The organism is Arthrobacter sp. 10T413_2 (assembly GCF_056394205.1).
The window spans coordinates 1-12,288 of record NZ_JBFTHK010000042.1 but is presented as its reverse complement, the minus strand read 5'-3'; the positions used below and the strand labels follow the sequence as shown (position 1 = coordinate 12,288).

General features: G+C 67.1%; 11 protein-coding genes and 3 tRNA genes. 2 read left to right on the top strand and 12 right to left on the bottom strand.

What is annotated here, in order from left to right; all coding sequences use genetic code 11:
- Nucleotides 1-29 precede the first annotated feature (29 nt).
- The 5 genes from AC1DBQ_RS09310 to AC1DBQ_RS09290 all read right to left on the bottom strand — a co-directional run bounded on the left by AC1DBQ_RS09310 (nt 30) and on the right by AC1DBQ_RS09290 (nt 4,143).
- Nucleotides 30-103: transfer RNA gene (locus AC1DBQ_RS09310), tRNA-Ile, on the bottom strand.
- Between the two features lie 267 nt (nt 104-370).
- Nucleotides 371-1,561, bottom strand: coding sequence for a glycosyltransferase (locus tag AC1DBQ_RS09305; protein WP_476928244.1), 1,191 nt, complete (start codon nt 1,559-1,561; stop codon nt 371-373).
- A 110-nt stretch (nt 1,562-1,671) separates the two neighbouring features.
- The gene (locus AC1DBQ_RS09300; RefSeq protein ID WP_476928226.1) at nt 1,672-2,574 is read right to left on the bottom strand and encodes a DMT family transporter; all 903 of its coding nucleotides are present in this window, start codon (nt 2,572-2,574) and stop codon (nt 1,672-1,674) included.
- Nucleotides 2,574-3,197, bottom strand: coding sequence for a CDP-alcohol phosphatidyltransferase family protein (locus tag AC1DBQ_RS09295; protein WP_476928225.1), 624 nt, complete (start codon nt 3,195-3,197; stop codon nt 2,574-2,576). The genes AC1DBQ_RS09300 and AC1DBQ_RS09295 overlap by 1 nt, the downstream gene beginning before the upstream one ends.
- A gap of 55 nt (nt 3,198-3,252) precedes the next feature.
- The gene (locus AC1DBQ_RS09290) at nt 3,253-4,143 is read right to left on the bottom strand and encodes a phage holin family protein (RefSeq protein ID WP_476928224.1); all 891 of its coding nucleotides are present in this window, start codon (nt 4,141-4,143) and stop codon (nt 3,253-3,255) included.
- A 184-nt stretch (nt 4,144-4,327) separates the two neighbouring features.
- Here AC1DBQ_RS09290 and AC1DBQ_RS09285 point away from each other — a divergent pair, with 184 nt between their 5' ends.
- Together AC1DBQ_RS09285 and AC1DBQ_RS09280 are read left to right on the top strand one after the other, a co-directional pair.
- A complete protein-coding gene (locus AC1DBQ_RS09285; protein WP_476928223.1) occupies nt 4,328-5,551 on the top strand; it encodes a multidrug effflux MFS transporter in 1,224 nt (407 codons plus the stop codon).
- Between the two features lie 537 nt (nt 5,552-6,088).
- Nucleotides 6,089-6,496, top strand: coding sequence for a hypothetical protein (locus AC1DBQ_RS09280; protein ID WP_476928222.1), 408 nt, complete (start codon nt 6,089-6,091; stop codon nt 6,494-6,496).
- 317 nt (nt 6,497-6,813) lie between these two features.
- On the opposite strand, the gene AC1DBQ_RS09275 is transcribed toward AC1DBQ_RS09280, so the two are convergent.
- From AC1DBQ_RS09275 to AC1DBQ_RS09245, 7 genes are all read right to left on the bottom strand, one after another.
- Nucleotides 6,814-6,886, bottom strand: a tRNA-Asn gene (locus AC1DBQ_RS09275).
- Nucleotides 6,887-7,022: 136 nt separating this feature from the next.
- Nucleotides 7,023-7,095: transfer RNA gene (locus AC1DBQ_RS09270), tRNA-Asn, on the bottom strand.
- Between the two features lie 53 nt (nt 7,096-7,148).
- On the bottom strand, nt 7,149-9,146 hold the full coding sequence (gene dnaG, locus AC1DBQ_RS09265) for a DNA primase (protein WP_476928221.1): 1,998 nt from the start codon (nt 9,144-9,146) through the stop codon (nt 7,149-7,151).
- A 48-nt stretch (nt 9,147-9,194) separates the two neighbouring features.
- Nucleotides 9,195-9,446: a ferredoxin gene (locus tag AC1DBQ_RS09260; protein ID WP_476928220.1), complete on the bottom strand. Its 252-nt coding sequence runs from the start codon at nt 9,444-9,446 to the stop codon at nt 9,195-9,197.
- Nucleotides 9,443-10,699, bottom strand: a complete 1,257-nt coding sequence (locus tag AC1DBQ_RS09255) for an NADH-ubiquinone oxidoreductase-F iron-sulfur binding region domain-containing protein (protein ID WP_476928219.1) — start codon at nt 10,697-10,699, stop codon at nt 9,443-9,445. The genes AC1DBQ_RS09260 and AC1DBQ_RS09255 overlap by 4 nt, the downstream gene beginning before the upstream one ends.
- Nucleotides 10,696-11,262: a ferric reductase-like transmembrane domain-containing protein gene (locus AC1DBQ_RS09250; RefSeq protein WP_476928218.1), complete on the bottom strand. Its 567-nt coding sequence runs from the start codon at nt 11,260-11,262 to the stop codon at nt 10,696-10,698. The genes AC1DBQ_RS09255 and AC1DBQ_RS09250 overlap by 4 nt, the downstream gene beginning before the upstream one ends.
- Nucleotides 11,246-12,288: FAD:protein FMN transferase (locus tag AC1DBQ_RS09245; RefSeq protein WP_476928217.1), on the bottom strand; the 1,043-nt coding region annotated here is incomplete at its 5' end. The genes AC1DBQ_RS09245 and AC1DBQ_RS09250, both read right to left, overlap by 17 nt.

Here is a 12,288-nt window from a genome sequence, read left to right as displayed (position 1 = left end):
GACCCGGAGAGGAGGTATCCGCACAAATGTAGGGCTACTCGGACTTGAACCGAGGACCTTAGGATTATGAGTCCCGCGCTCTAACCAGCTGAGCTATAGCCCCTTGCGCCCGGAGCCAGGCCAGACCCGTGGGGGCCGGACTGCTTCCGGGCAAAAACACTCTAGCAATAGTAGACGCAACCCACGTGCAGGCCGCCACCGCGGCCGGCGGCCGATGCCCGGCGTTGCTGCCGGCCACGGACCCGATGTCTCCGCCGGCTGGACCCGCCTKCGCCCGGACGGGACGCAGCTAGAGCGGGACGAGGCCGGAGGACACAACTGGACGGAGGAGACGGTCAGACGGGGCACCGCCAGAGCCGGATGCAGTCTCCTAGACGACCAGGTCGTCGTAGCTGGCGCCCCGGTAGATGTCTTCGAACGTTTGCAGCGTCCGCTCGATGCCGTGGCTCTCTACCATTTCGCGGCTGATCTTCCCCATGGCCTCAAGCTGGTCMTCGGGCAGCGAGAGCACGCGCGCCAGCTTGGCGGCGAGATCATCGCTGTCGTTGGGGGTAAAGAGGTAGCCGTTCTCGCCTTCGCGCACCAAGTGCGGCAGCGCCATGGCGTCGGCCAGCAGGACGGGGGTAGACGCCGACATCGCTTCCAGGGTCACGAGGGACTGAAGTTCCGCCGTGCCGGGCATGCAGAACACATCGGCCGCGATRTACGCCTCGCGGAGTTCGGCGTCGCTGGCCAGGCCGAGGAACTTGACCCGGTCTGTCAGCCCGAGTCGGGCGACCTGGGCTTCGAGGGCCGGGCGGACTTCGCCGCCGCCGACGATTTCCAGATGGATGTCCAGGTCTTTGGGCGTCTTGGCGACGGCGTCGATCAGCACGTCCACGTGCTTTTCCTCGGCCAGCCGGCCGACGAAAAGCACGGTGGGGCTGGCGTGGCGTTCGAGGGTTTCGTCGGGACGCAGCTCATAGGCGGCGGCGTCGATGCCGTTGGAGAGGGGCAGGACCTTGCGGAGGAAGGCGTGCTGGTGCATGGCCCTGGCAGCGAGCGGTGTGGGCGTGGTCACGACGTCAGCCTGGCTCATGACCTTGCCCATGTCCCGCCAGGAGATCCGGCCGATGATGTCCTTGAACCACTGCGGGAACKGCAGGAACGGGTTCAGGTTTTCCGGCATGAAGTGGTTCGTCGCCACCACGCGGATGCCGCGCTTCACGGCCTCGTACAGGACGTGCTCGCCGATCATGTAATGGCTCTGGATGTGCACCACGTCCGGTTGAATGCGGTCGAACAAGAGCGCGATTTCCTTCTTGATCTCCCAGGGGAAGGTGATCCGGAAGTACTCGTGCGTCGGCACGGAGTGGGAGCGCAGGCGGTGCACGGTGGCCTCTTCGCTGAACTCGGTGAAGCTCGGGCCCTTGCCCGGGCGGCACGCCAGTACGTGCACATTGTGTCCGCGGGCTGTCATCCCCTTAGCGAGACGGTAGCCGAACTGGGCGGCCCCGTTGACGTGGGGCGGGTACGTGTCAGCGGCAATCAGGATGGTCAGCGGAGGCTGGTTGTCGGACATGGTCACGTGAAGAGCTCCTGGTGGTCGCTGGCGGGCAGCTGGATCAAAGGTGGCCGGCTGGCGGTCGGTGCAGGCGCACCGGGCCTGTAGCCGAAGTCTGGACGGACGCCCTAGGACCTGCCCGCAGCCTTCCGCGCGTCCTTCTTGCGCTTGGTGACTTCCGGGTGGTGCCTGGAAAGGGCTATTACTCCCACGATAGCAAGGGATGCCGCTGTCCCCATGGCAATGGCCATAACGGGTTGGACGTCGGGACGCAGTTCTCCCAGAATGACGATGCMGATCGCGATGCCCACAATGGGGTCGATCACGGTCAACCCGGCGATCACGAGGTCCGGCGGTCCGCCGGAATAGGCGTTCTGYACAAACCAYGATCCCAGAACGCCGGCAGCAACGATCGCCACAAGGCTGTACCACGGCACATTCAGCAGGAACAGTCCGTTCGGGTCCAGCAGATGCCTGCCGATGATGCGGGTCAGGACCGCCACGAAGCCGAAGAGAACCCCTGCGCCCAGGATGTAGACGAACGCGCTCATGCGGTGCTTGAACAGGAGGGCGAGCGTGCCGAAGAGCCCCACCGCCAGGGCCAGGAGCAGGACAATGGTCAACTCGTCCTCGCTACTGACATTGTGGTTTTCCTGAGTCACGTTGACGGCCAGCACCACGAACATTGCTGAGCCGGTCACGCAGGCCGAGATGGCAACGATGGTGGCCCGGTTCATGCTCAGGCCCTGGTCCTTGGTATTGACCACGGTGGTGATGACCAGGGCGATCGCGCCGATCGGCTGCACCACCGTCAAGGGTGCCATGACGAGGGCGACGGCGTTCATCGCCATCCCGACGCAGAGCAGCAGAAACCCAAAGACCCAGCGCGGATTCCGCACAAGCCGCAGCAGCCCATGGGTGCTCAGCGCCAGGCCGCCGGTGTCGGCCTTGACCGCGCTCCCCTGGCGCTGGGCACCGAAGGCCAGGCAGAAGGCGCCAAGTACCGCAAGCAAAACCGCAAGCCAGACCATCAGTCGGAGCCGCCGTCGTGCGTCCGCAGTTCCCTGCCCTTGCCGATGATGGCCCAGACGTAGTTGTAGGCCGCGATCCAGTGCCCCACCAGTCCGAGGCCAAGGAAGATCCAGGCGACCGTGGCGTAAACCTCGGCCGCCGGCACCGGGAGTTTGGACAGCACCAGCAGCGGCGTGCCCACCAGCAGCAGACCCGTGCGGATCTTCCCGATGCGGCTCACGGGCAGGTCCGGGTGGCCATGGAAGTAGAACAGTGACAGGGCCAGCAGGATCGCATCCGGGACCAGCAACGCGGCAAGATACCACCACTGGACGACGCCGGCGATCACGAGAGTCACGGCGACGGCGATCAGCGACAGCCTGTCGGCAATGGGGTCCATGACCCGGCCAAGGTTGGACATCTGATTGAAGCGGCGGGCAATGTAGCCGTCCACCCAGTCGGTGCTGGCCATAACAGCGAGMACGAGGGCAGCGTAGCCGTACTCCTGCTCCGCGAGGACGAGCCAAATGAAGAGGGGAACACCCAAGAAGCGCACCACGGTCAGGATATTGGGAACCGTGAAGACCGCGTCGCCGTGGACGAGGGGCTGCCCGGGGCGGGCACCAGCGCCGATKAATTTCATCGATTCCCCCTTTCCGTGGACGGCAACGGTTTGGCGTGTGGGTTCAGGGAACTGCCTAGCCCTTGAGCAGCTTGCGCACGAGGACAGCTAGTGCGGCCCCCGACGCTGCCAGCACCGCGAGGGGCTTCCAGCGCTGTTTGATCTGGCCGGCCAGGCTCTGCCCGTCGCCGGGTGTGGCCGGCGCTCCCGCCGAGGAACGGGCTGAGGCACGGGCCGCGCGAAAGCCCGCGATTTTGTCCTCGAGCTGCTCTTTGCTTTCCTGCAGCCGCGCCTGGGTGGCGGCCAGCAGCCCCTGGGCCTGGGTCTTGACGTCGAGTTCCCGGCCGAGTTCGTCCCGCACGCCGGTGAGATGCGTGCGGCGCTGATCCAGCCGGCGTCGGAGTTCGGCCTCGGTGGGGGCAGGKCCGAAGTCCGGCTTGGCGGCAGCCTTGGCTTCCTTCTCGGCCTTCGCCTTGGCGGCAGCGGCTTCCTTGGCGGCCTTTGCAGCCTTGTACTGTTCCGAGTTCGGGTCAAGGACGGCCGCGTCGAAGGCTGAGCCTTCCTTGGCGATGCCRAGATCGTACTTGAGTCCCCGGAGTGTGTCCTCGGGGACGAGCGGCATGGCGGCCTTGAACTTGTTGACGCCGATGAGCGCCCCGATCGCGGCAATGATCAGGAAGAAAGCGCAGACCAGCAGTGCGGCAAGCCAGGCCGGCATGATGGTGGCCAGGCCCATGATGGCGGCAACGACCAGTCCGATCACCAGGAGCGCGACAAAGATCAGGGCGACGGCCAAGAAGGCGCCGGCAACGCCGAGCTGGATCCCCTTGCGCTTGATTTCGGCCTTGGCCAGAGCAATCTCGTCATTGAGCTGCCGGGGCGCGAGTTTGAAGATCATCTTCAGGGTGTTCGGCAGCGCGGAAATGCGCAGCCCGCCGCCCGTCCCGCCGCTGTGACGTCCGCTCATCGGTCCTGCCTAACTGGTGCCATCCGTCGTTCCGCTCCCGCGGGCTTGCCGGGTCTGGACAGCTTCGCACAGACCCCGGGGTCAAAACTATCATTTCGGCTCTTGGGGGGCCTTTTCGGGCAAGGTGTGGCGCGCCCGCGCAACCACCCGCCGGCCGTCTTGGCGGGCCCTAGGATGGACCTCTGTGAGCACACCCCCCAATCCCGGTGATTCCCTGAGCCGCCGTCGTAAATTTCTCTACATCCTGACGCTGGGCGCTTTGACTGCCCTTGGGCCGTTCACGGTGGACCTCTATCTGCCCGCGTTTCCGGCTTTGGAGGAGAACMTTGGTGTTTCCGCGGCGGCCGTGCAGCTGACGCTGACCGGCACCACCATAGGGTTCGCGCTGGGACAGCTGGTGGTGGGGCCGCTGAGCGATAAGTTCGGCAGGCGCATGCCGCTGATTCTGGCGACGGCGGTGCACATCACAGCTTCCCTGGGCGCCGCCCAGTCGACGGATATCGCCACGCTGGGTCTCTTCCGTGTGCTCATGGGCGTCGGGGCCGCAGGCGGCGGCGTTGTGGCCATGGCCATGGTCCGCGACCTGTTCAGCGGCTACGCGATGGTTCGGATGTTTTCGCGCATGGCCCTCGTCAACGGCCTGGCCCCGATCCTCGCCCCGGTCATCGGCTCACAGCTGCTGTTGCTAATKCCGTGGCCCGGCATCTTCTTGTTCCTGGCGGCCTATGGAACGTGCGTGATCATCGCGGCTTTGTTCGTGATCCGCGAAACTCTGCCGCCGGAGCTGCGCGGAAAGACCGGGCTGACCGCGCGCCAGCGCTACAAAGTGCTGTTCTCCGACCGGATCTTCGTGGGCCTGCTCCTGGTGGGCGGCATGAACTTCGCGGGCCTCTTCACCTATCTGTCCGCGTCGCCGTTCCTGTTCCAGAATGTCTACGGCTTCACGCCCCAGCAGTACGGGCTACTCTTCGGCATCAACTCCCTCGGCATCGTGGCCGGCGTCCAGACCAGCGCGAGGATCGTCAGGCGGGTGCCGCCGCAATGGATCCTGGCCTGCTCCACGGCCTGGATGTTCCTAATGGCCGTGCTGATTGTCATCTTCGACCAGCTGGGCTTCGGCCTGTGGGGCGTCCTGGTGCCCCTTTGGTTCTACATACTCGGTGCCGGTTTCACCTTCCCCACCGTGCAGGTGCTGGCACTGGCCAAACATGGCGCCCAGGCCGGAACAGCCGCCTCCTTGCTTGGTGCGGCGACATTCATGATGGCCGGCCTGATCTCCCCGGTGGTCGGCTGGCTCGGCGTCAGCTCCGCAACCCCCATGGGCGCCGTCCAGGCCGCCTGCATCCTGATGGCCGCCGCAGCCCTGTGGCTGATCGTGCGGCCCAGCACGGTGCCGCCGATCCAGTAGGCCCGCGCCTGCGCCAGGGGGGACATGCCCATTTTTCGCGCCCACCGTGCGGGACATGTCCTTCCTTGAAGCCCCACCCGCGGGTCATGCCCATCCTTCACGCCCACTCCTTGGGACATGTCCATTCTTCCTACCCGGGAGTGGACATAGGGGCACTATGTCCGCGCGCCAGGGCCAGCACTGAGCATGTCCCCAGGCCACCCCGCGCTACAGACCTACCCGAGGGACATGCCAATTTTTCGTGCCCGCCCGGGGGCATGCTCATCCTTCGTGCCCACCCTGCAGGACATGTTCATTTTTCGCRCTCACCGTGCTGGACATGCCCATCCTTTAAGCCCCACCCGCGGGACATGGTCATTCTTCGCGCCCGGGAGTGGGCATAGGGGCACTATGTCCACACACTAGAGCCAGCACTGGGCATGTCCCACGGCTCGCTCGTGCTGCAGCTGCACCCACGGGGCATGCTCATTCTTCGCGCCCAAGACTGGGCACAGTGGCACTCTGTTCGGCGCCCGTGGCGGGAGATAAAGTTGTTTCATGCCCGATTGGCAGGAACCTCAGCCCCTCCCCGCCACGTGGCAGCGGTGCKACACCGGAATCCTGCCCCTGTGGTKGGATCGCCTGTGCAGTCAGACCAGCCCGCAATCGGMGGCCATGTACGCGGCAGGCCTGTTCACCGAAGACCGGCKCCGCCCGATTGCCCAGTGGTACAACCCGACCTACGACTCCGCCCTCCTGGTGGCGCCGGAGACGTCCCCGGAATGGCCCGTGCAACGGTTCGGTATTTTCTATGCCCCGCCGGGAGGCGGGTTCACCCAGGTGCACTCTGCGCCGCATGAATGGCATCCGCGTGAGCCGAGGAAGTCCCCCACCGAGCAAGAAGCGTTCGAGGCTGCCGTCGCCGAGGCCCAGCGCTTCCTCCAGGTGGAAATGTACTTTGTCTGAGGTCTGAGAGTCCGAGAGTCCTGTTKGCTGAGGCCCGGGAGACTTCACGCCCGGCGTCACTGAACACTCTGAACAGCTGAACGCTCGGCTCCTGAACAGTACGGCCACCCAAGCCGCTGGCCACCGTATGCCCCGGGTMACCCGGGCCACCCAAGCCGCTGGCCACCGTATGCCCCGGGTCACCCGGGCCACCCAAGCCGCTGGCCACCGTATGCCCCGGGCCACCCGGGTCCCCGAACGGACCAGAGACCGGACCCGAAAAGAACCCAATAAAAAAGGTCCCGCGGCTGGTTTTCACCGGCCKCGGGACCTGTCCGCTCCTCCTGCTGGACTTGAACCARCAACCCTTCGATTAACAGTCGAATGCTCTGCCAATTGAGCTAAGGAGGAATGAAGCAGGTATGACATTAGCAAAGGTTTTGCCGGTAGGGAAATCGACCGGAGAACCCATGAAAGTAACCCGCGAAATACCCCCTCCGGGTATAAAAAAGTCCCCGTCCCGGAAACCCGGAACGGGGACTGCGCGCTCCTCCTGCTGGACTTGAACCAGCAACCCTTCGATTAACAGTCGAATGCTCTGCCAATTGAGCTAAGGAGGAATGAAGCGGGTATAAGCCTAGCAAACACCAGCCCGGGAAACGAAATCGGCGCCTCAGGCGTCCGAGCGCAACGATCTCCGCTGCATCTCCAGCTGCATGAGCTCGCGATTCAGCCGCTGGAATTCCTCGGGATCGGCCGAGGCATCCAGGCGCTGCAACTGCCMCATCTTCTCCGCCTTCACGCGGGTGATCTGGAGCTCAAAGAGGCGGGCCAGGATGTCCCTGCAGTAGCGCAGGACGCCCTCGGGCGTGTTAGCCGGCAACGGCACCACCGCAAGTTCGGACACGAGCGGCCGCAGCGGCTCGGGAACCTCCTGCAGCAGCTGCTCCACCCAGCGCACCGGATCCCCCGCGGACCCGAGTCCGGTGGCGCGGATGGCCTCGTGGATGGCGAGATAGGCGGGCGTGGAGAACCGTGCCTCGGAGAAACGCTGCCACGTCTCGCCCTCCAGCATGCCGGGTTCCTGGAGCGCGACCTCGAGGGCCTGACGCTCCATCGCCGCGACCGGGTCCCGCGGATCGGGCCGGTTGAAGGACGGAAGAACGGCCGACGCCGGCAAGGGCGCCACGCCGGGACCCGGCCCMGCGTAGCCGCGGCCTGACCCGGCATAGCCCGGGCCTCCCGCCTGCCCCGGACCATGCCCGGTGCTGGGTCCGCCGGCCTGAGCGCCGCCCTGGCTGCGGCCCGGGCCGCCGCCCGGAGTGGCTGGGGCACCTTGTGCGGCGCGCTTGGTCGCCACACCGACGGCCCTGCTGACCTCCTCGACGGGCATCCCCAGCCAGCCAGCCAGTTCACGGGCATAAGCCGGCCGGATGCCGGCGTCGCGGATCTGCGCCACCACGGGCGCTGATTCACGCAGGGCCGCGATCCGGCCCTCGACGGTGTCCAGATTGTGCCGTTTGAGGGTGGCGCGGATGGCGAACTCGAACAGGGGGCGGCGGCTTCCGATCAGGTCCCGGACCGCGGAGTCGCCMTTGGACTGACGGAGCTCGCACGGGTCCGCGCCGCTGGGCTCCACAGCCACGAACGTCTGCGCGACGAAACGCTGGTCCTCTTCGAAGGCGCGCAGCGCCGCCTTCTGCCCGGCGGCGTCGCCGTCGAAGGTGAAGATGACCTCTCCCCCGCTGCCGTCGTCGGACAGCAGCCGGCGGGCGATCTTGATGTGGTCMGTTCCGAAGGCGGTGCCGCACGTGGCCACCGCCGTCGGGATGCCGGCCAGATGGCAGGCCATGACGTCGGTGTAGCCCTCCACCACCACGAGCTGGCGGTCCTTGGCGATGTTGCGCTTGGCGAGGTCKATCCCGTAKAGGACCTGGGACTTCTTGTAGAGCGCGGTTTCGGGGGTGTTCAGGTACTTCGGGCCTTGGTCGTCCTCGTAGAGCTTGCGGGCGCCGAAGCCGATGGTGTCACCGGMGATGTCCCGGATGGGCCAGATCAGCCGGCCGCGGAAGCGGTCGTAGATGCCCCGGTTGCCCTCGGAAAACATACCGGTCAGCTTGAGTTCGGCGTCGGTGTAGCCGCGGCCGCGCAGGTGCTTGAGCAGCGCGTCCCAGCCCTGCGGGGCATACCCCACCCCGAACTGTTCCGCCGCCGCACGGTCGAAGCCCCGGTCGTAGAGGAAATTTCGGCCCTCCGCGGCGCCCGGGGTCAGCAGCTGGGCCCGGAAGAACTCGTCGKCCACCTTGTGGGCATCCAGCAGCCGCTGGCGCCGGCCGATGTCCTCCCGGTTGGGTCMGGAGCCGCCGTCCTCGTAGTGGAGCTCGAAGCCGATCCGATGGGCCAGCTTTTCCACGGCCTCGTGGAAGGAGATGTGGTCCAGTTTCTGGACGAAGGAGATGACGTCGCCGTCCTCGCCGCAGCCGAAGCAGTGGTACCGGCCCACCTGGGGACGCACGGTAAAGGAGGGTGAGCGCTCGTCGTGGAAGGGGCACAGGCCTTTGTAGGACCCCAGCCCGGCGCCCTTGAGCGTCACGTAGCCATCGATAACTTCTTTGATGTCGGTGCGCTGGCGTACTTCGTCGATATCTTCACGTTTGATCAGGCCGGCCACAGTGCCATCCTAGTACGCCGGGCCGACACGGACCGGCCCCGCCGGGGACTAGCGCCGGCGCTGCGGGCCTCCGGAAGCAGAGTCCCGGAGGCTGAGGGCGAGTTTCGGGCAGAGCGAGACGGCGTCGCGCGCGGCGTCCGCGTCGCCGGGCCTGATTGGCACGTMGGTGCGCTCAGGACCCTGCCTTCCACGGGCCACCGGGTACCCCCAGTCGTCCCGCATGAGCACCCCGGCGAGCAGCTCCGTGCACAGGCCGCGGCCGTCGCACCTGGTCCAGTCGATGTGAAGGGTGGCGGTCATGGCGTCCAGCTTCCGGATCCGGAGCAGCGCCCGGTGAGATGGGACCGCACGTCGTCTGCGAAGACCTCCAGCGCACTGCTGATCAGCTGCGMTGTTCCGTCCGGGTGATGGCAGGCCCCGCGTCCTGAGACAAGCGTGCCGAGCCGGCCCAGTTCCTCCGGCAGCCGCGGGTCCTGTTCTCCCGCTGCGATCCGGTTGAAGATTCCMGCCATGGCGGGMAGCCCGAACATGCAGGGGCCACATTGCCGGGCGGACTGCCCGGCCAGGTACGCCACGATCCCCGCAGTGGCTCCAAGCCCGCACTGCTGCGCCCCCAAGGCGTGGATGACGCCCGCTCCGGGCCGGACCACGTGGCCGGCGGGACCGCCGGGCGAGAGGACGTAGGCCGCCGGCCGCACCCAGCGGCCGTGGTAGCCGCCGACGAGAACGGCCGACAGGGAGGCCGGGTCCATGCCGGCGGATTGAACGACGTCGGTGAGCCTTGCGCCGCCGGGCACCTCCAGGACGACGTCCGGGCCGGGCCCTGGGCCGGACACGGACAGCAGCCGCGTGCCAGGGTCCGTGGGCGTCCCGACTTCGCGGAACCAGTCCGCGCCGAACCKTGCGATGAGGGCCACATGGGCCAGGGTTTCGACGTTGAGGACCAAGGTGGGGCGCCCCTTGAGCCCGGTGTCGCTGAGCCGGCGGCCTTTGTCGAGCGGGATCGCGGAGCCGGTGGCGATGCTGTTGACGACGGCGCTCGCCTCGCCGGAGATGAACGTTTCCGGTGACTCCACGAGCTGGATCCGGCGGCCCCCGGGGTGTCCGGAGAGGGCCTCCTGCACCCCGGGAAGGCTGGCGGCCGGCGCATAGAGGTACATCTGCGTGCCCGAGACCGCCCGCGTCACGGCCAGCAGACCGTCAATCACCAGGTGGGGGGCGTGCGCCAGGAGCGTACGGTCCTTGAAGCTCAGCGGCTCCCCTTCGGCGCCGTTGGCGATCACGACGGGCCGCGCGGGAACAAGGCGCTTCCGCCCGGATAGTGATGTTGCCAGCGCCTTGCGCCAGGTCGCGAAGGCGGCGCCGCCGCGTCCGGTCAGCCCCGACGCGTCCAGCAGGTTCAGCAGCCCGGGTGCGACGGCGTCGGGATCAAGAGGCCCGAAGGTGTCCACGTGCCGGGCGTACCCGGCCTCCGCGCCGGCGGCCAAAAGACGCGCCAGCGGCTGCGCATCGGGMAGCGGCGGTTGAGGGAGCACGCCGGGTATCGAGCTCATTGGAGGTTACCTCCACGGGCTCTGGCGGTTTCKAGGAACGTTGAAGAGAGCCGCCACAGCAGGGCACCAGCGATCGCCGCGCCGGACGCTGCCGCCAGCAGCAGAAACCACTGGCCGGCGGCGTCCGTGCCGTTGCCGAGTGCGTGGGCCATCGCCACCGGCCAGACCGCGTAGGTGAGCCAGTGCACGGCCTTAAACGTCCGGTGTCCGATCCGCTGCCGCAGCAGGGCCGTCACGATGACGGCCGCKACGAGGTCCAGTGCCACGGTCCCCAGGCCCTGCCAGAACGGCCGGAACGAGCCAAGGAACGGCACGACGACGTCGACGGGCCGCAGCTTCGCGAAGGAGTCCAACAACAGGGACCCAACGTGCAGCCCCAGGAACACTGTGGCCAACAAGGCGATGTTCCGGTGCAGGATGCTGACGGAAAACCTCGGAAGCACCAGCAAKGGCCGGCCGGAGCGGGTGAGGATGCCCAACAGGACCGACACCGTGAACAGAGCAAGGGACATGAAGCCGCTCACCCGGCCGAACGCCCACATTGCCTCATCCACGGGACGCACGAACTTCCATGCTGTTGTTCTCCGCCGGCCAGCCTCCGGTGGTGACAATGCGTCCGCGTTGATCCACCAGCCGCGCCGTGACATCCGCGGAACGGAACCATTCGACGGCGGCGAAGCCGCGAACAATGCCGGCGGTGCTGAAGGCATTGGCTTCCAGGCACGTCGGAGCCGCCACCGTCACCGTCTTCCACACGGCCTCTGCGGGCAGCCCGAAACGGGGATCCAGAATGTGATGGACGTCCGCTCCCGCGTGCTTCCACCGGCGTTTTTGCGTGCTGGACGTGGCCATGGCGAATCCGGGGTCCAGGGCGATGTGCTGGCTCGGGTCCGTGGGAAGGTCCTGGACCAGAACCTGCCACGGCCCTGTCGCTCCGGGGCCGGCTCCAGGGCCCGCGTCTGGGGGCGCAGCGCCGGGGTCCGCAGCGCCGGGACTTCCCGGCCCCGGGCCGGCGGTCGTCAGGTCGCCGCCCAAAGAGACGAGCACCCCGCATCCCAGGTGCGAATGCACCTCGGCTGCAGCGCGGTCTGCCGCGGCTGCCTTGGCGGTGGCGCCCAGATCCAGCCGGATGTCCCCGGGAACGGTCAGCGTCCGCCCGTCAATCCTGATCCGTGACCATCCTGKAACGCGCCGTGCCCGGACCGAACCGGCCGGCGGGACCGGGTGCGAACCTTGCGGACGGGGATCGTCCGGTAGCACCTGCACGCTGACGATGTCCCGGTCATACCCGAGAGCGGCCAGATCCGCGCCGAGGGTCGGATCGACGGCCCCGTCCGTCCACCGGGCGGCGGCCAGGGCCCGCTCAACGAGGTCGAGGAGTGTCGGGCTGACGATCGCCCCGGCGGCCAGCTGCGGTTGGAGCCTGGTGAGTTCCGAGTCGTCCCGGAAGCGGCTGCATGCGAGCTCGACGTCGGCAAGGACGCTCTGGACGATCTCCTGGGCCGCGGGGAGCATTCCGGCGTCGGTAACAGCGAGGGAAGCTTCAAGGCCCCAGACGGTCCAAGCTGCCTGCGCCTCCACCTTAGGAC